This window comes from Streptomyces sp. SudanB52_2052, assembly GCF_964272415.1.
In the GTDB taxonomy this organism is placed as follows: domain Bacteria; phylum Actinomycetota; class Actinomycetes; order Streptomycetales; family Streptomycetaceae; genus Streptomyces; species Streptomyces olindensis.
On the sequence record NZ_OZ186796.1, the window covers coordinates 3,969,909 to 3,989,835 of the forward strand.

A 19,927-nucleotide genomic window follows, 5' to 3' on the forward strand; every position below is an offset into this window, starting at 1 on the left:
AGTGTTCTACGTCTCTTGACACAGCGCCCATTCGGGACGAATCAGCCCACTAGCCTGCACTTCACCCGGTATCGCGGAGCAAGAATCCCTTTCCTCCCTGCCCCTTCAGCACTATTCCGCCTAGTAACGGACATATCGCCTGTGCGCCATGTCACCGGAGTCCCTCTTCGGCCATTCAGGAAATGTGGCGCACGCCTCTAGGCGCCTACCGTCCGGTAACCCTACGGTTCCCCTCGCGCCACCCTCGCGCACGAACATGCACACGACATGTTGGCAGCGTCACGGACGTGAGAGGACCCCCACGACATGCAGACCCGACGCCCCTGGTTGCGCCGCGCCTCAGTGACCGCCGTCTCGGCGGCGGCCCTCGTGGCGATGGCCGCACCGGCCGACGCCGCGCCCACCGCCCAGGCCTCCACGGCGGCCTCCGCCGCCACCACGGCCGCCGCCGTCGACTACGCCACCTGGCAGAAGGACTGCCAGGCGGTGATGGACCAGGCGCTGCCCTACCTGAAGCAGCGCATAGCGGCGGCGAAGCCCGGCGAGAAGCAGGCGATCGTCTTCGACATCGACAACACCACGCTGGAGACCGACTTCGGCTTCAGCTACCCGCAGCCGGCCAACAAGCCGGTCCTGGAGGTCGCCAGATACGCCCAGGAGCGCGGCGTCGCCCTGTTCTTCGTGACCGCCCGCCCGGACATCATCCACTCGTTCACGGACTACAACCTCAAACAGGCCGGCTACCAGGTCTCCGGCCTCTACGTCCGGAACTTCATCGACCTCTTCAAGAACGTCGCCGAGTACAAGACGGCCCAGCGCGTCGACGTCGAGAAGAAGGGCTACACGATCATCGCGAACATCGGCAACAGCGCCACCGACCTCTCGGGCGGCCACGCCGAGAAGACGTACAAGCTGCCGGACTACGACGGTCAGCTCTCCTGACCCGTCCGCAACTCCCTGTAGTCTCACCCCCGTTCGCGCGATCACGGGGGTGAGGCGGTTGGATCCGACGGTACTCGGCGGCAAGCTGGCGTCCGCGCTGGTCGCTCCGCTGCTGAAGAAGCTCTTCCGTGCGGACGGACCGGGCGCGGGCCTGGTCGACAAGCCCGTACGCCTGTCCGCTCTCGTGTCCTTCCGGGGCGAGAAGCGCACCCTGGAGGAGCGGGACGTCCACAAGCTCGCCGGGCGGATCGTGGCACAGGCGGTGGACTCCCCCGGCGAGCCGCCCTTCCCGTCCGACGAGCGGATCGCCGTCACCGACAGCCTGGCCCGCAGGCTGCTCGCCCTCGGCGACCTCGACATGGACGATGTCCAGGCGGTGCGCCTCGGCCACCGCGAGCTGGCCACGAGACTGCGCCGGGCGGGCCCCGCTCCCGACGGTCTGTCCGCGGACGCCTGCCACTTCCTGGACTACGCGACCGAGTGGGCGTGCCTGAACATCCTGGAGTTCTTCACCCGCCGCTCCACGTTCGTCGCCCGCACCCTCGTCGAACAGACCCGGGCCCAGGCGGAACTGATCGCCAAGGTCGACGAGCTGATCACCCGCACGCCCCGCCCGGACGGCCGGGACGCCGCCTTCGAGCGCCGCTACCTGCCCTACGTCGCCGACCGCCACAACCACATCACCATCTACGGCATCGACCTGCGCGACTCCCCGGACCGCTGGCCCCTGGAGGTCGCCTACCTGACGCTGGAGGCGACCGCCGACCGGGAACCCGACCGGGCCGCCGCCCCCGGCGAGGATCCGCCGGCCCGCACCGGACGGATGCCCGCCGACGAGACGCTGGACCAGGACCCCAGGGTGCTGCTGCGCGGCGACGCCGGCTCCGGGAAGACGACACTGGTGCAGTGGTTGGCAGTGACCGCGGCACGCAAGGGCACCCACATCCCGTACGCCCTCCCGCTGCGCACCCTTGTCCGCACCGGCCCGCTGCCCGCACCGGCCGCCTTCCTGAGCGCCGTCGGCTGTCCGCTGTCCCCGCCGGACGGCTGGACGGAACGCGTGCTGACCGCGGGCCGGGCGCTGGTCCTGGTCGACGGTCTGGACGAGATCCCGGAAGCCGACCGCCACGGCACCCGCGACTGGCTGCGCGCCCTCATCCACGCCTACCCCGGCAACCGCTGGCTGGTGACCACCCGACCCACCGCCGTACGCGCCGACTGGCTGTCCCAGGAGGGCTTCCGGGAACTGTCCCTGGCGCCCATGGGCCGGGCGGAGGTCGCCACCTTCGTCCACCGCTGGCACGAGGCGGCGCACGCCCCGGAGTACGAGCAGCGGCTGCTCGACTCCCTGCGCACCAAGCGGGACCTGGCCCGCCTCGCCACCAACCCGCTCATGTGCGGCCTGATCTGCGCCCTGCACCGCGAGCGCCGCGGCTACCTGCCCACCGGGCGCAAGGAACTGTACGACGCCGCCCTCGCCATGCTGCTCACCCGGCGCGACCGGGAGCGCGGCATGGGCACGGCCGAAGGACCGGAGCTGGGCGAAGCGGCCCAGCTCGAACTGCTCCAGCGCATCGCCTACGCCCTGGTGCTGAGCGGCCGGACCGAGATGACCCTGGAGACGGCCGAGAGGATCGTGGAGCGCGCGCTGCCCGCGCTGGCGTCGGCGGCCGGGAAGTGGGACGCGTCGGCGGTCCTGCGGACCCTCCTGCTGCGCAGCGGGGTGCTGCGCCGTCCGGCCGACGACGTCGTGGACTTCGTCCACCGCACCTTCCAGGACTACCTGGGAGCGCGGTACGCCGTCGAAGAGGGTCACCTCGACGTCCTCACCAGCCATGCCGACGACTCCCAGTGGGAGGACGTCATCCGGATGGCCGTGGCCCACGCCCGACCTCACGAACGGGTGTCCGTGCTGGGGGAGCTGTTGGCCGCGGACACGCCCCGGCTCACGCTGCTGGCGCTGGCCTGCCTGGAGCACGCGACGGCGCTGGACCCCGCCGTGCGCACGGAGGTGGAGAGGCGGGCCGCCGCGCTGATCCCGCCGCGCACGAAGGGAGCCGCGAAGGAGCTGGCCGAGGCCGGTCCGCTGGTGCTGGAGCTGCTGCCGGGGCCGGAGGCCCTGACGGACGAGGAGGCGCTGGGCGTCACCGTCACCGCCTCGGTCCTCGGATCGGACGAGCCCGACGGGGCCCTCGCCGTGCTGCGCCGCTTCCGGGACCACCCGAACCACGCCGTGCGGCGGCAGCTCGCGGGAACCTGGCACCGATTCGACGCCGAGGAGTACGCGGCCGAGGTACTGGACCACCTCGACCGCACGGACCTCTTCCTCACCTGCGAGTCGCCCGCCCAGCTCACCGCCCTCGCCCGGATGCGTCCCTGGCCCGAGCTGACCTTCGAGGGCCCGTACAGCGCCGAGGACATCGTGGCCGCCGTACCGGAGCCGGGGACGGTGACCACGCTCGACATCCACCGGAACCCGCGTCTGACGGACCTGGGCGCCCTGCGGCACTTCACCTCGCTGAACCGGCTGACGCTCTTCGAATGCCCGGACGCGACGGGCCTGGACCGGCTGAGGCCGCTGCCGCTGGCCGAACTGGTCCTTGCCCCCGTCGCCGACCTGACGGGGCTGCGGTCCCTGCCGTCACTGACGCTGCTCTCCGTGGTCCAGGAGCTGCCCGGCGCCGACCTCACCGACGCCCTGCCTGCCGAGGCCCCGCTGGGCTTTCTCTTCCTGGGCCGCCACAGCACCGATGCGACCGGGCTGCGGGGCCTGGGTCACTGGGACACGCTGCACACGCTCAGCCTCGGCCCGCTGACCACGGAACTGACGGCGGCCGACTGGCGGGAGGTCGCCGCACTCCCCGGACTCACTCGCCTGTATCTCAACGCGTCGATCATCAGGGATCTCCCGGCCTCCATCGGCCGCATGCCCGAGCTGCCCGGGATCGAGGAGCTGCGGGTCCCCTCGATGGACGGCACCGAGCATCTCGCCGCACTGGCGTCCCGACTTCCCGGGCTGCAGTCGGTGACCCTGGGAAACAAGCCCGGACATTCCTTCCCGGTGTCCGGCTTCCAGCCGCTCTTCCCGGACGCGGACGTCACCCTGGACCAGCGCTGAGGCTGGAGCCGGTGCCCACAGGGCAACCGGCGGACGGACCGGGAGCGCCTCGCCCCGGACGAAGCACGAAGTGGGGCCACCGCCCGAAGGCAGTGGCCCCACTCGCGTTCAGGAACGTCCCCGAAGGGTCACGCGTCCTTGCTCAGGTTCGGCCCCGTGCCGCCGGCCGCCTGCTCGATCGGCGGGACGTCCGGCAGGGCCGACTTCTCCTCGCCGCGGAAGGTGAAGGTCTTGGCCTCGCCCTCGCCCTCCGTGTCCACGACCACGATGTGGCCGGGGCGGAGCTCGCCGAAGAGGATCTTCTCCGACAGCGAGTCCTCGATCTCGCGCTGGATGGTGCGGCGCAGCGGCCGGGCACCCAGCACGGGGTCGTAGCCCTTCTTGGACAGCAGCTCCTTGGCGGACTGGGAAAGCTCGATGCCCATGTCCCGGTCCTTCAGGCGCTCGTCCACCTTGCCGATCATCAGGTCGACGATCTTGAGGATGTCGTCCTGGCTGAGCTGCGGGAAGACGACCACGTCGTCGACGCGGTTGAGGAACTCGGGCCGGAAGTGCTGCTTCAGCTCGTCCTGGACCTTGTTCTTCATGCGCTCGTAGTTGGTCTTCGTGTCACCCGAGGCCGCGAAGCCCAGGTTGAAGCCCTTGGAGATGTCCCGGGTGCCGAGGTTGGTCGTCATGATGATGACCGTGTTCTTGAAGTCCACGACCCGGCCCTGGGAGTCGGTCAGGCGACCGTCCTCCAGGATCTGCAGCAGCGAGTTGAAGATGTCCGGGTGAGCCTTCTCGACCTCGTCGAAGAGGACGACCGAGAACGGCTTGCGCCGCACCTTCTCGGTCAGCTGGCCGCCCTCCTCGTAGCCCACGTAGCCGGGGGGCGAACCGAAGAGACGCGAGACCGTGTGCTTCTCGCTGAACTCCGACATGTCGAGGGAGATCAGCGCGTCCTCGTCGCCGAAGAGGAACTCGGCGAGCGCCTTGGACAGCTCGGTCTTACCGACACCGGACGGGCCGGCGAAGATGAACGAGCCACCGGGGCGCTTGGGGTCCTTCAGACCGGCACGCGTACGGCGGATCGCCTTCGACAGCGCCTTGACGGCGTCGTTCTGGCCGATGACCCGCTTGTGGAGCTCCTCCTCCATGCGCAGCAGGCGGGAGGACTCCTCCTCGGTCAGCTTGAAGACGGGGATGCCGGTGGCGGTCGCGAGGACCTCGGCGATCAGCTCGCCGTCGACCTCGGCGACGACGTCCATGTCGCCGGCCTTCCACTCCTTCTCCCGCTTGGCCTTGGCGGCGAGGAGCTGCTTCTCCTTGTCGCGCAGGGAGGCGGCCTTCTCGAAGTCCTGCGAGTCGATCGCGGACTCCTTGTCGCGGCGGACACCGGCGATCTTCTCGTCGAACTCGCGCAGGTCCGGCGGCGCGGTCATCCGGCGGATGCGCATCCGGGAACCGGCCTCGTCGATCAGGTCGATCGCCTTGTCCGGCAGGAAGCGGTCCGAGATGTACCGGTCGGCCAGGGTGGCGGCCTGGACCAGCGCCTCGTCGGTGATCGAGACGCGGTGGTGCGCCTCGTACCGGTCGCGCAGGCCCTTGAGGATCTCGATCGTGTGCGGCAGGGACGGCTCCGCGACCTGGATGGGCTGGAAGCGGCGCTCCAGGGCCGCGTCCTTCTCCAGGTGCTTGCGGTACTCGTCCAGCGTGGTCGCACCGATGGTCTGCAGCTCACCACGGGCCAGCATCGGCTTGAGGATGCTCGCGGCGTCGATGGCGCCCTCGGCGGCACCCGCACCGACCAGCGTGTGCAGCTCGTCGATGAACAGGATGATGTCGCCGCGGGTGCGGATCTCCTTGAGCACCTTCTTCAGGCGCTCCTCGAAGTCACCGCGGTAGCGGGAGCCGGCGACCAGGGCGCCGAGGTCCAGGGTGTAGAGGTGCTTGTCCTTGAGGGTCTCGGGCACCTCGCCCTTGACGATGGCCTGGGCGAGGCCCTCGACGACGGCGGTCTTGCCGACGCCGGGCTCACCGATCAGCACCGGGTTGTTCTTCGTACGGCGGGACAGCACCTGCATGACCCGCTCGATCTCCTTCTCGCGCCCGATGACCGGGTCGAGCTTGGACTCACGAGCGGCCTGGGTGAGGTTCCGGCCGAACTGGTCGAGGACCAGGGACGTCGAGGGCGTGCCCTCGGCAGGCCCGCCGGCGGTGGCGGTCTCCTTGCCCTGGTAACCGGAGAGCAGCTGGATCACCTGCTGCCGCACGCGGTTCAGATCTGCGCCCAGCTTGACCAGGACCTGGGCGGCGACGCCCTCGCCCTCGCGGATCAGGCCGAGCAGGATGTGCTCCGTGCCGATGTAGTTGTGGCCCAGCTGAAGGGCCTCACGGAGCGACAGCTCCAGGACCTTCTTGGCACGGGGGGTGAAGGGGATGTGCCCGGACGGGGCCTGCTGGCCCTGGCCGATGATCTCCTCCACCTGCTGGCGGACCGCCTCGAGCGAAATCCCGAGGCTCTCAAGGGCCTTGGCGGCGACACCTTCACCCTCGTGGATCAGGCCCAGGAGGATGTGTTCAGTGCCGATGTAGTTGTGGTTGAGCATCCGGGCTTCTTCCTGAGCCAGGACGACAACCCGCCGCGCGCGGTCGGTGAACCTCTCGAACATCGTTAATCGCTCCTCAGAGCGGTCAGGCAGTGGGGGGAACTTCCCCTCCCTGTCCTTCCGCAGCTTAGTCCCGCAAGCGGGGACCGCTCATTCCAACTGCCGACACCGTTCTTGGCCTCCTGACCCCGAACGCCGACATCTGCTCCAACCCGATGGTGCGAGACGATGTTCCCGCAGGCCAGGCAGATACCCCACTCGCCAGTACGCCGATGGCGAACGTGAGACGGCCTTTCCTGCGTGTCGCCCCCTCCCACTAGGGATGTCTTACCCGTACGGACCGACTGTCCATGCCGAGCGCCCCCGTTCCCTCCGCTACGGGCGAACAACCTTGCGCCTCCCCGCACCCCTCTCACGGCCCCCGTTCGACACTTTGTGCACTCGGCTCACTACGCAGCGTTCCGTCAGCGTAACCCGCACGCCCTTCCGGCGGTTGCACTTGGCATGTTCGGCACCCCTCCCCCCGTCCTGCCGTCCGCGTCCCGGGCCGTGAGCGGTCGGCTCCGGCGGTGGTACGAGAACGAACTGGGCTGGCCGACGGTGCCCGGCGATCCGCTGCGGCTGGTGGTGGGGGTGCGCTTCGACGTCCTCGACGTCCCGGCCGAGGCGGGCCACGCCGCGCTGCGGCGCCTGGGGCGGGGTTCTCCGGTGGCCGTGCGGGGTGACCGGATGCTGCTGCCGGTGGCCGCGGGCAGCGCGGCGGAACTGCCCGGCCTGCTGGAGTGGCTGGAGTGGGGAGACCTGTCGCTCGACCTGGCGGCAATCGGCCCGCACGGCGTCATGGACGCGCCACTGCCGACTGCGGCGGGCGAGCGTCCTGAGCGGGGCCTGAACGCCGAGAGGGGTGCCCGGCTGCCGCCCGAGGGGGTCGCGGGGCCGCACCCCGGCGTGGCGGCGCGGTGCGTGGCCGGAGCCGGTCCGTCACCGTCCCCCGAGCCCGGCCCGTGCACCGGCCGGCCGCTTCCCCTGGGCCGACTCGGTTCCCAGGGGGCCGCTGTGTGGCTGCGGCCCCCCGAGCCGGGGTGCGAGATCGAGACCTCGCTGCCGACGCTGTCGGCCTTGGGGGGCGCTGGGAACGCCCCGGATCTCGTGCGGCTGGTGGACACGGTGGCCACGTGGTGCCACCGGATCCGGCTGCGGCACGCGTGCGCCCAGCCACCGGCCTCGCGTGCGCGAGGTCGGTAGTGCCGCTGTTCAGCCGTTGGCCTTCTCGTAGGCCTCGCGGATGGTCGCGGGAACACGGCCGCGGTCGTTGACCTCGTAGCCGTTCTCCTTCGCCCAGGCGCGGATGGCCGCGGTGTCCTGGCTGCCGCTCGAAGCCGCGCGCGCCTTTCCGCGCCCGCCCGAAGCACGGCCTCCGGTACGACGACCGCCCTTCACGTAAGGCTCGAGAAGGCCGCGGAGCTTGTCCGCATTGGCAGTGGTGAGATCGATCTCGTACGTCTTGCCGTCCAGCGCGAACGTCACGGTCTCGTCCGCCTCGCCACCGTCGAGGTCGTCGACAAGAAGGACCTGAACCTTCTGTGCCACCGGATTTCCTTTCATCGATATCTTCAGGGCCGGGGTGTGCCGGCGTCCGCCGTATCGCCGTCCCCTGTTATATGCAGCACTGCAGTACCTCGGAAAGCAAACCGCTTTTGCCGGAAAAACACAAACCCTCGGCAGAGACTGGTAGCCCTCCCTCCGCCCGGAAACGTGCGCGTTTCGGACATAGGGCACCGGGGCAGGGGCGGCGCCGCGGAATATGTCTTGACGAACCGGACGGACCCTCTTGCGACTGACTTGCGACTGCCTTGCGGCGGGTCTTGTGGTCGTCTTGTGTCCGTCCTGGCGATCACAGATGCAGAAGCATCCGGCTGTTGCCCAAGGTGTTCGGTTTCACTCGTTCGAGACCGAGGAACTCCGCGACGCCCTCGTCATAGGAACGCAGCAGCTCCGCGTAGACATCCGTGTCGACGGGCGTCTCGCCGATCTCCACGAAGCCGTGCTTGCCGAAGAAGTCGACTTCGAAGGTCAGACAGAAAACGCGGCGAACGCCGAGCCAGCGGGCGGTGTGCAGCAACTTCTCCAGCAACTGGTGTCCGACGCCCGCTCCCTTCAGGCCGGGCTTCACCGCGAGAGTGCGGACTTCCGCGAGGTCTTCCCACATCACGTGCAGGGCGCCGCAGCCGACGACCTCGGCGTTGTCGTCGCGTTCCGCGACCCAGAACTCCTGGATGTCCTCGTAAAGCGTCACCGTCGCTTTGTCGAGCAGGATGCCGCCGCGGACGTAGGCGTCAAGGAGGCGGCGCACGGCCGGGACATCGCTGGTGCGGGCCCGTCGGACGGTGATGGCTTTTGCGGTGGCTTCGGGGCTCTTCGCGGGCATGAGCGGACGCTATCGCCCGTCGCGGTCCTGTGCGGAGGCGGGGTTCTCCGGGGGGCCTTCGCGGGGTTCCGCGGGTTCTGCGGGTTCGTCGCCTTCCGCGGGTTCCGCGGGTTCTGCGGGTGTGCCGCCTTCCCCGGGTTCCGTGCGTTCCGGTCGTTCCGCGCCTTCCGGTCGTTCCGCCGGCCGAGCGGATTCCGACGGTTCGGTCGGTTCCTGGGTTTCCGGGCCCTGGACGATGCGTACCGCATCGCGAAGAGCCTGGCGCTGTTCCTCGCTCATCATGCCGAAGAAGGCGACGAGAGCGGCAGCGGGGTTGTCGCTCTGCGACCAGGCGTCGTTCATCAGGGCTGCGGCGTAGGCGGCGCGTGTGGAGACCGCCTCATATCGATAGGCACGGCCTTCCGCCTCGCGGCGCACCCAGCCCTTCTGATGGAGATTGTCCAAAACGGTCATCACCGTGGTGTAGGCGATGGACCGCTCCTTCTGAAGATCTTCCAGGACTTCTCGAACGGTCACGGGGCGGTTCCACTTCCAGACCCGCGACATGACCGCGTCTTCGAGTTCTCCCAATGGGCGAGGCACAGCTCAGAACAATAGTGGGAGATCTCGGTAATGGCGTGGCGGACGTGCGCTTCACCGGCGAACGGGAACAAAAAGGGCGTACGACTCGAAAGCGCGGGCTGCGTGGGGCGGCCTCGCGGAGTCGTACGCCGTCGGCGGGGTGGGGTCAGGCGTCTGCCCTGGGGCTGGTCGCGGACTGGGGGGCGCCCTCCGCGCGGGCGAGGGCGGCGTCGACGGCCGCGTCCTCCTTGGCCTTGTTGGCGCCGCCCTGTGTCTTCACGATCACCCGGATCACGCCGATGAAGAAGATGGCCATGACGACCGGGGGCAGGAGAGCGGAGACGTAGTCCATGGATCCAGGGTAGCCACGTCAGCCCGCGGCGAGCTGCTGGGGGTTCGCCGGGGGTGGCGGGGTGGGCTTGCGGCGCGGGAAGACCTCGCCCGGGGTGGGGATGGGGCGGGTGGGCTTCGGGGCGCCCGGGGCGGGGGCCGGGGTGGGCTTGGGGCTGGGCTTTGGGGCCGCGGGCTTGCGTTCGGGCTTCTTCTCGGGCTGCTTCTCGGGGGTGTCCATGGCGGATCTCCGGCCTTCCGAGAGACCTCCGGGGAGGGCGTGGAGGCGGGCGCGCGAGGCGGGGACGGTGGGGGTGGCCGCGGGGCCGGTGAGGGCGGCGACCGCGCAGCGCTCGAGGAGGGCCGCAGCGGTGGGGTTGCCGCGCAGGGCGCGGAGGGCGGCGAGGTCGTCGGGGTGGGGGCGGTATCCGGCACCCAGGGCCTCGTCCAGGAGTGCGAGGTAGCCGGCGGCGGCGCCGGGGAGGGCCGCGCGGTACCGGCCGAGGTCGGCCACGAGGAAGGCGCGCAGCCTGGCCCCCTCCCGCATCGCCTCGTCGAGCGACTCTGCGAGGCGGAGGCAGTCCTGGACGTCGTCGGACGAGGCGGAGGTGGGGTGGAGGGCGAGGGCGAGAGCGCGGCGGAGCACACGCAGCTCCTCCACGCCGAACGCCATGCCGCCGCGGGATCCGTATGGCGTGGGCATGTGGCGACGATACGCGCTAATCAGACAATTTCGACATAGGGGGCGGGTGTGGCGCGGGGGACCACTCGGGTGGGCGGGGTGCGAGTGCCTCCGGCGGTCGGGCCGGGGTGATGCCTTCGCGCCGGGGGTGGGTCGGGGCCGCGCCGCTGCGGGCAATCGTGCCGCTGGGGCGGGCTGCGGACCCACCCGGCCCCGGCCACGACGCACCGCACCGCACCGCTCACATACGCGACACGTTCCGCTCGTACACCAGCCGCAGTCCGATCAGCGTGAGCCACGGCTCGTGCTCGTCGATGACCGACGACTCGCCCAGGACCATCGGCGCCAGTCCCCCCGTCGCGATGACGGTGACGTCGTCGGGGTCCTCGGCCAGCTCGCGGGCCACGCGGTTGACGACCCCGTCGACCTGGCCGGCGAAACCGTAGATGATGCCCGACTGCATCGCCTCGACCGTGTTCTTGCCGATGACGCTGCGCGGCCGGGCCACCTCGATCTTGCGGAGCTGGGCGCCGCGGACGCCGAGGGCCTCGACGGAGATCTCGATGCCGGGGGCGATGACCCCGCCGACGTACTCGCCGCGCGCGCTGACCGCGTCGAACGTGGTCGCCGTGCCGAAGTCGACGACGATGGCCGGGCCGCCGTAGAGCTCGACCGCCGCGACCGCGTTGATGATGCGGTCCGCGCCGACCTCCTTGGGGTTGTCCATGAGGATCGGGACGCCCGTCTTGACGCCCGGTTCGACGAGGACCGCCGGGACGTCGCCGTAGTAGCGGCGCGTCACCTCGCGGAGTTCGTGCAGGACCGAGGGGACGGTGGCGCAGATGGCGATGCCGTCGATGCCGTCGCCCAGTTCGTCGCCGAGGAGCGGGTGCATGCCCATCAGGCCCTGGAGGAGGACCGCGAGCTCGTCGGCGGTGCGGCGCGCGTCCGTGGAGATGCGCCAGTGTTCGACGATGTCCTCGCCGTCGAACAGGCCCAGGACGGTGTGGGTGTTTCCTACGTCGATCGTCAGCAGCATGACCCGACCCCGCTCCCCTACTCCGCCGGCCGCAGGTCCAGGCCGATGTCCAGGATCGGCGAGGAGTGGGTGAGGGCCCCGACGGCCAGGTAGTCGACGCCGGTGTCGGCGTAGGCCTTGGCGTTGTCGAGGGTGAGGCGGCCGGAGGCCTCCAGGGCGGCGCGGCCCTGGACGATCGCGACGGCCTCCGCGCACTCCGCGGGCGTGAAGTTGTCCAGCAGGATCAGGTCGGCGCCCGCGTCCAGGACCTCGCGGAGCTGGTGCAGCGTGTCGACCTCGACCTCGATGGGAACCTCGGGGAAGCGTTCGCGGACCGCCTGGAAGGCCTGGGCGACACCGCCCGCGGCGACCACGTGGTTGTCCTTGACGAGGGCCGCGTCCGAGAGGGACATGCGGTGGTTGACGCCGCCGCCGCAGCGGACCGCGTACTTCTCCAGGCTGCGCAGGCCCGGGGTGGTCTTGCGGGTGTCGCGGACCCTGGCCTTCGTGCCCTCCAGGACGTCCGCCCACGCGCGCGTGGCCGTCGCGATGCCGGACAGGCGGCACAGGATGTTCAGCGCGCTGCGCTCGGCCGTGAGGAGGTCGCGGGTGCGGGTGGTGACGGACAGGAGCTTCTGGCCCGCCTCGACGCGGTCGCCGTCCTCCGCGTGGCGCTCGATCTCCAGTTCCTCCTCGCAGACGACCGAGAGGACCGCTTCGGCGACGCGCAGGCCGGCCACGACGCCCGCCTCGCGTGCGGTGAAGTCGGCGGTGGCCACCGCGTCCTCGGGGATCGTCGCGACCGTGGTCACGTCCACGCCGTGGGCCAGGTCCTCCTGGACGGCCACGTTGGCGATGTCCTCGACCTCGACGGGGTCGAGTCCGGCGTCGGCCAGGAGCTGGGCGAGCGCGGGATCCAGGCCGCACTCGAGGTACGCCTCGTCGTCCGCGCCGCAGGCGCAGCCGTCGCCGCAGCCTCCGGAGGCGAGGGGAAGGTCGGGGGTGCTCACGTCGGTCACTGCTCCTGGGGGGCCTGGGACGGGGTGGTCGTAGGGAAGTGTGTGGTGTCGGTGGTGTGCACGGCCAGCGTCCGGTCGGGGTTCAGGGTGACGACGATGTGGCGGCGCCAGTTCGTGTCGTCGCGCTCGGGGCGGTCCTCGCGCCAGTGGCAGCCCCGGGTCTCCTCGCGCAGCAGGGCGGCGGCGACGAGGACGCGGGCCACGCACAGGAGGTTGGTGGCCTCCCAGGTGTCGACGCCGGGCTCGGCGGTCTTGCCGTTCTCGGCGAGGGCGTCGCGGGCGTCGGTGTGGAGCTGCTGGAGCCGGTCGGCGGCCTGGGCGAGGGACTCCGCCGAGCGCAGGACCCCGGCCCCGTTCGTCATGATCCGCTGGATCGTGAAGCGGGCCTCCGGGGTCTGCAGGGGGTGCTCGGGGGTCTCCGGGTGGGGCAGGGGCTGCGGCACGCGCGCCTGGAGGCCGCCCGCCGCGATGTCGGCCGCGATGCGCTCGGCGTAGACCAGGCCCTCCAGGAGGGAGTTGGAGGCCAGGCGGTTGGCGCCGTGCACGCCGGTGCAGGCGACCTCGCCGCACGCGTACAGGCCGGGCACGGTCGTACGGCCGTGGGAGTCGGTGCGGACACCGCCGGAGGCGTAGTGGGCGGCCGGGGCGATCGGGATGGGCTCGGTGACCGGGTCGATGCCGTGGGCGCGGCAGGCGGCGAGGATCGTCGGGAAGCGGTGTTCCCACATGTCGGCGCCGAAGTGCCGGGCGTCGAGGTACATGTGCTCGGCGTCCCGCTCCTGCATGCGGCGCGTGATGCCCTTGGCGACGATGTCCCGGGGGGCGAGTTCGGCGAGTTCGTGCCGGCCGAGCATGAAGCGCACGCCGTCGGCGTCCACGAGGTGGGCGCCCTCGCCGCGCACGGCCTCGGAGACCAGGGGCTGCTGGCCCTCGGCGTCGGGGCCGAGGAACAGGACGGTCGGGTGGAACTGGACGAACTCCAGGTCGCTGACCTCGGCGCCCGCGCGCAGGGCCAGGGCGACGCCGTCACCGGTCGAGACCGACGGGTTGGTGGTCGCCGAGAACACCTGGCCCATGCCGCCGGTCGCCAGGACCACGGCCGGGGCGTGGACCGCCCCGACGCCGTCGTGCTGGCCCTCGCCCATGACGTGCAGGGTGACGCCGGCGGTGTGGCCCTCGGCGTCCGTGAGGAGGTCCAGGACGAGGGCGTTCTCGATGGTGCGCATCCCCCCGCGCGCGGACCGCCTCGACCAGGGCGCGGGAGATCTCGGCGCCGGTCGCGTCGCCGCCGGCGTGGGCGATGCGGCGGCGGTGGTGGCCGCCCTCGCGGGTGAGTTCCAGGCCGCCTTCGGAGGACTCGTCGAACTGGGCGCCGGTCTCGATGAGGCGGCGTACGGCGTCGGGGCCCTCGGTGACGAGGAGCCGGACCGCTTCCTCGTCGCACAGGCCCGCGCCCGCGACCAGGGTGTCGTCCAGGTGCTGTTCGGGGGTGTCGCCCTCGCCGAGGGCCGCCGCGATGCCGCCCTGGGCCCAGCGGGTGGAGCCGTCGTCGAGGCGGGCCTTGGTGACCACGACGGTGTGCAGGCCCGCGGCCTCGCAGCGCAGGGCCGCGGTCAGGCCGGCGACGCCGGAGCCGACGACGACCACGTCCGCGGCGATGGACCATCCGGGGGCGGGCGCGTGCAGTCGTATGCCTGTGGTGGTCACGAGGCGGCTCCGAGGGTTCCGAAGGTGAGGGGGATGTTGTCGATCAGCCGGGTCGTCCCGACCCGGGCGGCGACGGCGAGGACCGCCTCGCCGGTGAAGTCGTCCCCGATCTCGCTGAAGTCGGAGGGGTCCACCAGGGCGAGGTAGTCCAGCGCGAGCGGCGGATCGAGGCGGGCGGCCTCGTCGAGGACCTGGCGGGCCGCCGCGCGCACGGCGGCGGGGCCGCCCGGGACAGCCGTCGCGACGGCGTGCGCGTCCGCCGCCGCTCGGGACTCGCCTATGGCGCTGAGCGCCTCGGCACGCGCGCGCGTGGCGGGCACTTCACGGGCCCGGGCGCGCAGCGCCTCCTGCGCAGCGTGCCGGTCCTGGCCCGCGAACAGGGCCCGGGACAGCGCGAGGGCCGTGCGCCGCTCGGCGGGCGAGAGGTAGCGGTTGCGGCTGGACAGGGCCAAGCCGTCCTCCTCGCGGACGGTGGGGACGCCGACGATCTCCACGCCGAAGTTCAGGTCCCGCACCATGCGGCGGATCAGGGCGAGCTGCTGGGCGTCCTTCTGGCCGTACAGGGCGACGTCGGGGCGGGTGAGGTGCAGCAGCTTGGCGACGACCGTGAGCATGCCGTCGAAGTGGCCGGGGCGGGAGGCGCCCTCCAGGCGCTCGCCCATGGGGCCGGCGCTGATGCGGACCTGGGGCTCGCCGCCCGGGTAGACCTCGTCGACGGCGGGGGCGAACACGACGTCGGCGCCCGACTGTTCGGCGAGCTTGACGTCGGCGTCCAGGGTGCGGGGGTAGCGGTCGAGGTCCTCGCCCGCGCCGAACTGGAGCGGGTTGACGAAGACCGTGACGACGACCTCGCCCTCGCGGCCGGCCAGGCGGCGCGCGGTGCGGATCAGCGTGGCGTGGCCCTCGTGCAGCGCGCCCATGGTCATCACCACGGCGCGGCGGCCCGTACGCGCGCGTGCGTGCAGGTCGCCGGCGGTGTGCAGCAGGGTGGTGGTCATCGGGCGTCCCCCTCGGTGCCTCGGGTGCCGTCGGTCCCGTCGGCGAGTACCCCGAGGAGGTCCTCGGCGAGCTCGGGCTTCAGCAGGCCGTGGGCCAGGGCCCGGTCGGCGGTGGCGCGGGCCATGGCCAGGTAGCCGGCGACGGTCTGCGGGGCGTGTCGGCGCAGCTCCGTGACGTGTGCGGCGACCGTGCCCGCGTCGCCGCGCGCGACCGGGCCGGTGAGGGCCGCGTCGCCGGAGCGCAGGGCGTTGTCCAGGGCGGCGCCGAGCAGCGGGCCGAGCATCCGGTCGGGGGCCGCGACGCCGGCCGCGCTCAGCAGCTCCATGGACTGGGCGACGAGGGTGACCAGGTGGTTGGCGCCGAGCGCGAGGGCCGCGTGGTAGAGCGGCCGGTTCTCCTCGGCGATCCACTCGGGCTCGCCGCCCATCTCGATGACGAGGGCCTCGGCGGCCAGGCGCAGTTCCTCGGGCGCGGTGACGCCGAAGGAGCAGCCGGCCAGCCGCTGCACGTCCACGGGCGTGCCGGTGAAGGTCATGGCGGGGTGCAGGGCCAGCGGCAGGGCGCCCGCGCGCAGGGCCGGGTCGAGGACCCGCGCGCCGTACCGCCCGGAGGTGTGGACGAGCAGCTGCCCCGGCCGGACGGACCCGGTGTCGGCGAGGCCCGCGACCAGGTCGGGCAGGGCGTCGTCCGGGACCGTCAGCAGGACCAGGTCGGCGCGCTGGAGGACCTCGGCGGGCGGCATCACCGGCACGTCGGGCAGCAGTCGCGCGGCCCGGCGCCGGGAGGCGTCGGAGACCGCGGAGACGGCGACCGGGCGGTGCCCGGCGAGCTGGAGGGACGCGGCCAGTGCGGGTCCCACGCGGCCGGCGCCGACGACGCCGACGGTGAGCCGCGCGGGGCGGTCCTTGGGGTCTGGCTGTGGGGTTGTGTTCACTCGACGGCGGCCTTCCCGTTCCAGTCCGCTCCGGGTACCGGACGATTTCTCGTCATGTTAACGCGATCGGTTCGAGGGGCGTTCGGTTGTCCACAGGGTGTGCATGTCCGCGCGTGTTTCCGGACGGCGTTCGAAATGCGGGTGCCCGGTGGCGGGCGCGCGGGGGAGGATCCGCACCATGACCGACTTGGCGGAACGCGATGAGCAGGCGACGGACCGGGACCGGGCCGCGGGGATGCGTGAGCGGCGGCTGGCGGCCCAGCGCGGCGCGCGGCGGGTGTTCGCGCGGTTCGGTTTCCAACGGACCCTGCGGGAGCGGCTGGCGGTGCTGGACGAGGCGGAGGACGTCCACGACCTGGACGAACTGTCGGACTGGTACGGCGACGGGGTCGTCGAGGCGCTGGAGCGGAAGGTCGCGGGACTCCTCGGCACCGAGGCGGCGGCGTTCTTCCCGACGGGCACGATGGCCCAGCAGGTGGCCCTGCGCTGCTGGGCGGGCCGCACCGGCAACCCGACCGTGGCCCTGCACGCGCTCAGCCATCCGGAGGTGCACGAGCGGAACGCGTTCAGCGAGGTCGGCGGACTGCGCCCGGTGCGGGTGACGGGCGAGCCGCGGCTGCCGACCGCCGCGGAGGTGCGCGACTTCGAGGAGCCCTTCGGGGCGCTGATGCTGGAACTGCCCCTCAGGGACGCCGGTTTCGTGCTGCCCACCTGGGAGGAGCTGACCGAGGTGGTGGAGGCCGCGCGGGAGCGGGACGCGGTGGTGCACTTCGACGGGGCGCGGCTGTGGGAGTCCACGGTGCAGCTCGGCCGGCCCCTGGAGGAGATCGCGGGGCTGGCCGACAGCGTCTACGTGTCGTTCTACAAGTCCCTGGAGGCGTTCGGCGGCGCGGCCCTCGCCGGTCCGAAGGAGCTGGTGGAGGAGGCGAAGGCCTGGCGGCACCGGTACGGCGGCCAGGTCTTCCAGCAGTTCCCCACGGCCCTGTCGGCGCTGGTCGGACTGGAGCGCGAACTGCCGCGGCTGCCGGAGTACGTGGCCCACGCGCGCGTGGTGGCCGCCGCCCTGCGCGAGGGGTTCGCCGCGGCCGGGCTGCCGTGGGCGCGCGTGCACCCGGAGGTGCCGCACACCCACGACTTCCAGGTGTGGCTGCCGTACGACGCGGACGTGCTCGCGGAGGTGTCGGTCCGGGCGGCCGAGGAGACGGGCTGCGTCCTGTTCGCCTCCCCCTGGAACCGGGGCGGTCCGGGTCTGGCGGTCACAGAGCTGCATGTACGGGCCGAGGGGCTGGAGTGGACCGTCGAGGACGTGAAGAGCGCGGTGGCGGAGTTCGTGGCCCGGCTGCCGGAGTAGGTCGACTGGGAACAGGTCCCGCCGAGGGGAAAGCGGGCTCGGGTGGGAGCGGGCTCAGATGGGGCGCCGCCGCCACCGGCTCAGGGTGTCCCGGAACCGGTGGCGGGCCGGACGGCCCGCCAGGACCGCCCTGAACCGGCGTTCGTCGCGCCACTCCCGTACGACCTGCCGGTCGTGCGCGCCCGGAGCGGGCGGGGCGGGTTCGCCGAGGGACCGGGCGCGGTGGACGTCGAGGAGGTGCTGCTGCGTGATGCTCATGGTGGATCGCCTCTGCGGGACGGGGTGAGGGAGGAGGTCCGAAGGCTCCGCGGCTGCCCCGGTGGATCCACCGTGCGCACGGGCCGAGGGCGGCGTCGCGTCGATTGACGACGCCCGTCAATCGACGGGGGCGTTGTCAGTGGCCGGGTGCACCATGAGGGCATGAGCGTGCACATCGACATCGCGGGGCTGCGGCCGGAGAGGGTCGCCGTCGTGCCGTCACCCCTGGCGGAGCTGGGCATGGCGCTGCACGCGCTGTCCGAGCCGGCCCACCACCCGGGCCTGCAGGGCTGGGTGACGGGCGTGCGGGCCCGGCTCGATCCGCATCTGGCCGACCGGATGTGCGAGGCGGACTTCCTGTGGCGGACGACGTTCTCGGACCTGTTCATGCCGTTCGCCGGCATCCCGGGCCGCAGCACGCTGCCGTGCGGCACGCTCGCCGAGGAACTGGACCTGCTCGACAAGCTGACGGACGAGCAGTTCGTGGACGCGGCCCTGGAGTTCACGTGCGCGCTGCCGTACTGCTCGCACGGCCCGGACGCGCTGTCCGACGCGGAGATACGCCGCCGCGCCCTGGACCTGGCCGCCGCCCGCGGGCCGCAGCAGCTGCGGTTCAGCGAGCGGCTGCTGGCCGACCCGCCCAGGATCCGCGCCTGGCTGCGGCAGTTCCTCCAGGACTGCGACGAGGCGTTCTTCGCGGAGGCCTGGTCCCGGCTGCGCCACCAGCTCGCGGCGGACGCCCGCCACAAGACGGACCTGCTCCGGCGCAAGGGCCTGGCCGAGGCGCTGGCCGCGGCGTCCCCGGCGGTCACGCTCGACGAGGCCGCCGCCCGCATCACGGTCGACAAGCTGGGCGACGGCCGTACGGCCACGGGCGACGGCGGCCTGCTGCTCGTCCCGACGAGTCTGGGCTGGCCGCACCTGATGGTCCTGCACCGGCACGGCTGGCAGCCGCTGCTGCACTACCCGGTCGGCTCCCCCGAGCTCGCTGCCCCGCCCACGCTGGAGCAGCTGGCCCTGCGGATGACCGCGCTGTCCCACCCGGTCCGCATGCGCATGTGCCGCCATCTCGCCCGCAGCGAGTACACCACCGGCGAGCTGGCGCAGGTGCACGGCATGACGGCCCCGGAGATATCCCGGCACCTGGCCGTGCTGAAGAAGGCGGGCCTGATCACCACCCGCCGCCGCGGGCGCTACGTCCTGCACCAGCTGGACGTCACGGTGGTCGCCCGGCTCGGCAGCGAGTTCCTGGAGGGGATCCTCCGGTAGCGGGCCCCTCGCGGGCGGCTCAGCCGTGCCCGCCGGCCCGCACCAGCCCGGTCTCGTAGGCCAGCACCACGACCTGCACCCGGTCCCGGAGGCCCAGCTTGGTCAGAATGCGGCCCACATGGGTCTTCACGGTCGCCTCCGACAGCACGAGCCGGGCCGCGATCTCACCGTTGGACAGGCCCTGCGCGACCAGCACCATGACCTCGCGCTCCCGGTCGGTGAGCCGCTCCAGCTCCTTGTGCTGGGGCTGCTGGGTGCCCGGCAACATGGGCGCGAAGCGGTCGAGGAGCCGCCGGGTGGTGGAGGGCGCGACGACCGCGTCACCGCTGTGCACGGCCCGGATCGCGGCGAGCAGCTCCCCCGGGGGCACGTCCTTGAGCATGAAGCCGGAGGCGCCCGCCTTCAGCCCGGAGAAGGCGTACTCGTCGAGGTCGAAGGTGGTCAGGATGAGCACCTTGGGCGGGTCGGTGTCCGCGCAGATGCGGCGGGTCGTCTCCACACCGTCGAGCTTCGGCATGCGGACGTCCATGAGGACGACGTCCACCTCGGTCGTCCGCAGCACCTGGAGGGCCTCGACGCCGTCGCCCGCCTCCGCCACGACCTCCATGTCCGGCTGGGCGGCGAGCACCATCCGGAACCCGGTGCGCAGCAGCACCTGGTCGTCGACGAGCATCACGCGGATCGTCATCTGGCCTCTTCCCTATCGGTCATCGCAATGGG

General features: G+C 72.0%; 17 protein-coding genes and 1 pseudogene. 5 read left to right on the top strand and 13 right to left on the bottom strand.

Annotated features, from left to right (window positions below; all coding sequences use genetic code 11):
- Window positions 1-306 precede the first annotated feature (306 nt).
- The gene (locus ACSUPV_RS17495; protein WP_031115859.1) at window positions 307-942 is read left to right on the top strand and encodes an HAD family acid phosphatase; all 636 of its coding nucleotides are present in this window, start codon (window positions 307-309) and stop codon (window positions 940-942) included.
- Between the two features lie 58 nt (window positions 943-1,000).
- Window positions 1,001-4,060, top strand: a complete 3,060-nt coding sequence (locus ACSUPV_RS17500) for an NACHT domain-containing protein (protein ID WP_436947798.1) — start codon at window positions 1,001-1,003, stop codon at window positions 4,058-4,060.
- 128 nt (window positions 4,061-4,188) lie between these two features.
- Here ACSUPV_RS17500 and ACSUPV_RS17505 read toward each other — a convergent pair whose 3' ends face one another.
- Entirely contained in the window at window positions 4,189-6,714 is a 2,526-nt protein-coding gene (locus ACSUPV_RS17505) for an ATP-dependent Clp protease ATP-binding subunit (RefSeq protein WP_037760757.1), read from the bottom strand.
- A 441-nt stretch (window positions 6,715-7,155) separates the two neighbouring features.
- On the opposite strand from ACSUPV_RS17505, the gene ACSUPV_RS17510 reads away from it, so the two are divergent.
- Window positions 7,156-7,896 (top strand): SCO3374 family protein, encoded by a 741-nt coding sequence (locus ACSUPV_RS17510; protein ID WP_436947799.1) that lies wholly within the window; start codon window positions 7,156-7,158, stop codon window positions 7,894-7,896.
- Between the two features lie 9 nt (window positions 7,897-7,905).
- Here the strand turns inward: ACSUPV_RS17510 and ACSUPV_RS17515 are convergent, their stop codons facing one another.
- From ACSUPV_RS17515 to ACSUPV_RS17560, 10 genes and pseudogenes are all read right to left on the bottom strand, one after another.
- Window positions 7,906-8,241, bottom strand: coding sequence for a histone-like nucleoid-structuring protein Lsr2 (locus ACSUPV_RS17515; RefSeq protein ID WP_010048839.1), 336 nt, complete (start codon window positions 8,239-8,241; stop codon window positions 7,906-7,908).
- Between the two features lie 304 nt (window positions 8,242-8,545).
- Complete coding sequence (locus ACSUPV_RS17520) at window positions 8,546-9,079, bottom strand: amino-acid N-acetyltransferase (RefSeq protein ID WP_031115864.1); 534 nt, start codon at window positions 9,077-9,079, stop codon at window positions 8,546-8,548.
- Between the two features lie 9 nt (window positions 9,080-9,088).
- Window positions 9,089-9,625: a BlaI/MecI/CopY family transcriptional regulator gene (locus tag ACSUPV_RS17525; protein WP_031115865.1), complete on the bottom strand. Its 537-nt coding sequence runs from the start codon at window positions 9,623-9,625 to the stop codon at window positions 9,089-9,091.
- A 181-nt stretch (window positions 9,626-9,806) separates the two neighbouring features.
- A complete protein-coding gene (locus tag ACSUPV_RS17530; protein ID WP_031115866.1) occupies window positions 9,807-9,992 on the bottom strand; it encodes a hypothetical protein in 186 nt (61 codons plus the stop codon).
- 18 nt (window positions 9,993-10,010) lie between these two features.
- The gene (locus ACSUPV_RS17535; protein ID WP_436949911.1) at window positions 10,011-10,643 is read right to left on the bottom strand and encodes a hypothetical protein; all 633 of its coding nucleotides are present in this window, start codon (window positions 10,641-10,643) and stop codon (window positions 10,011-10,013) included.
- Between the two features lie 250 nt (window positions 10,644-10,893).
- Window positions 10,894-11,691 (bottom strand): type III pantothenate kinase, encoded by a 798-nt coding sequence (locus ACSUPV_RS17540; RefSeq protein WP_031115868.1) that lies wholly within the window; start codon window positions 11,689-11,691, stop codon window positions 10,894-10,896.
- 17 nt (window positions 11,692-11,708) lie between these two features.
- On the bottom strand, window positions 11,709-12,680 hold the full coding sequence (gene nadC, locus ACSUPV_RS17545) for a carboxylating nicotinate-nucleotide diphosphorylase (protein WP_037761029.1): 972 nt from the start codon (window positions 12,678-12,680) through the stop codon (window positions 11,709-11,711).
- 5 nt (window positions 12,681-12,685) lie between these two features.
- Window positions 12,686-14,396: pseudogene (locus ACSUPV_RS17550) on the bottom strand (L-aspartate oxidase).
- Window positions 14,393-15,394, bottom strand: a complete 1,002-nt coding sequence (panC, locus tag ACSUPV_RS17555) for a pantoate--beta-alanine ligase (RefSeq protein ID WP_382615183.1) — start codon at window positions 15,392-15,394, stop codon at window positions 14,393-14,395. Before panC ends, ACSUPV_RS17550 begins: the two are co-directional and overlap by 4 nt.
- Window positions 15,391-16,329, bottom strand: coding sequence for a Rossmann-like and DUF2520 domain-containing protein (locus ACSUPV_RS17560; RefSeq protein WP_031115871.1), 939 nt, complete (start codon window positions 16,327-16,329; stop codon window positions 15,391-15,393). The genes panC and ACSUPV_RS17560 overlap by 4 nt, the downstream gene beginning before the upstream one ends.
- A 178-nt stretch (window positions 16,330-16,507) precedes the next feature.
- Between ACSUPV_RS17560 and ACSUPV_RS17565 the strand changes: the two genes are divergently transcribed.
- Window positions 16,508-17,680, top strand: coding sequence for a threonine aldolase family protein (locus tag ACSUPV_RS17565; protein WP_382615182.1), 1,173 nt, complete (start codon window positions 16,508-16,510; stop codon window positions 17,678-17,680).
- A 54-nt stretch (window positions 17,681-17,734) separates the two neighbouring features.
- On the opposite strand, the gene ACSUPV_RS17570 is transcribed toward ACSUPV_RS17565, so the two are convergent.
- Complete coding sequence (locus ACSUPV_RS17570) at window positions 17,735-17,938, bottom strand: hypothetical protein (RefSeq protein WP_382615181.1); 204 nt, start codon at window positions 17,936-17,938, stop codon at window positions 17,735-17,737.
- A 162-nt stretch (window positions 17,939-18,100) separates the two neighbouring features.
- Between ACSUPV_RS17570 and ACSUPV_RS17575 the strand changes: the two genes are divergently transcribed.
- Complete coding sequence (locus tag ACSUPV_RS17575) at window positions 18,101-19,207, top strand: DUF5937 family protein (RefSeq protein ID WP_359793853.1); 1,107 nt, start codon at window positions 18,101-18,103, stop codon at window positions 19,205-19,207.
- 19 nt (window positions 19,208-19,226) lie between these two features.
- Here the strand turns inward: ACSUPV_RS17575 and ACSUPV_RS17580 are convergent, their stop codons facing one another.
- The gene (locus tag ACSUPV_RS17580; protein ID WP_031115876.1) at window positions 19,227-19,895 is read right to left on the bottom strand and encodes a response regulator; all 669 of its coding nucleotides are present in this window, start codon (window positions 19,893-19,895) and stop codon (window positions 19,227-19,229) included.
- Window positions 19,896-19,927 lie beyond the last annotated feature (32 nt).

Excerpts from the sequence above, each read along its gene's own strand:
- ACSUPV_RS17565 (WP_382615182.1), top strand. The coding sequence starts at position 16,508 with ATGACCGACTTGGCGGAACGCGATGAGCAGGCGACGGACCGGGACCGG.
- ACSUPV_RS17575 (WP_359793853.1), top strand. The coding sequence starts at position 18,101 with ATGAGCGTGCACATCGACATCGCGGGGCTGCGGCCGGAGAGGGTCGCC.
- ACSUPV_RS17530 (WP_031115866.1), bottom strand. The coding sequence starts at position 9,992 with ATGGACTACGTCTCCGCTCTCCTGCCCCCGGTCGTCATGGCCATCTTC.
- ACSUPV_RS17520 (WP_031115864.1), bottom strand. The coding sequence starts at position 9,079 with ATGCCCGCGAAGAGCCCCGAAGCCACCGCAAAAGCCATCACCGTCCGA.
- ACSUPV_RS17535 (WP_436949911.1), bottom strand. The coding sequence starts at position 10,643 with ATGGCGTTCGGCGTGGAGGAGCTGCGTGTGCTCCGCCGCGCTCTCGCC.
- ACSUPV_RS17525 (WP_031115865.1), bottom strand. The coding sequence starts at position 9,625 with ATGTCGCGGGTCTGGAAGTGGAACCGCCCCGTGACCGTTCGAGAAGTC.
- ACSUPV_RS17540 (WP_031115868.1), bottom strand. The coding sequence starts at position 11,691 with ATGCTGCTGACGATCGACGTAGGAAACACCCACACCGTCCTGGGCCTG.
- ACSUPV_RS17570 (WP_382615181.1), bottom strand. The coding sequence starts at position 17,938 with ATGAGCATCACGCAGCAGCACCTCCTCGACGTCCACCGCGCCCGGTCC.
- ACSUPV_RS17510 (WP_436947799.1), top strand. The coding sequence starts at position 7,156 with ATGTTCGGCACCCCTCCCCCCGTCCTGCCGTCCGCGTCCCGGGCCGTG.
- panC (WP_382615183.1), bottom strand. The coding sequence starts at position 15,394 with ATGACCACCACCCTGCTGCACACCGCCGGCGACCTGCACGCACGCGCG.
- ACSUPV_RS17580 (WP_031115876.1), bottom strand. The coding sequence starts at position 19,895 with ATGACGATCCGCGTGATGCTCGTCGACGACCAGGTGCTGCTGCGCACC.
- ACSUPV_RS17505 (WP_037760757.1), bottom strand. The coding sequence starts at position 6,714 with ATGTTCGAGAGGTTCACCGACCGCGCGCGGCGGGTTGTCGTCCTGGCT.
- ACSUPV_RS17495 (WP_031115859.1), top strand. The coding sequence starts at position 307 with ATGCAGACCCGACGCCCCTGGTTGCGCCGCGCCTCAGTGACCGCCGTC.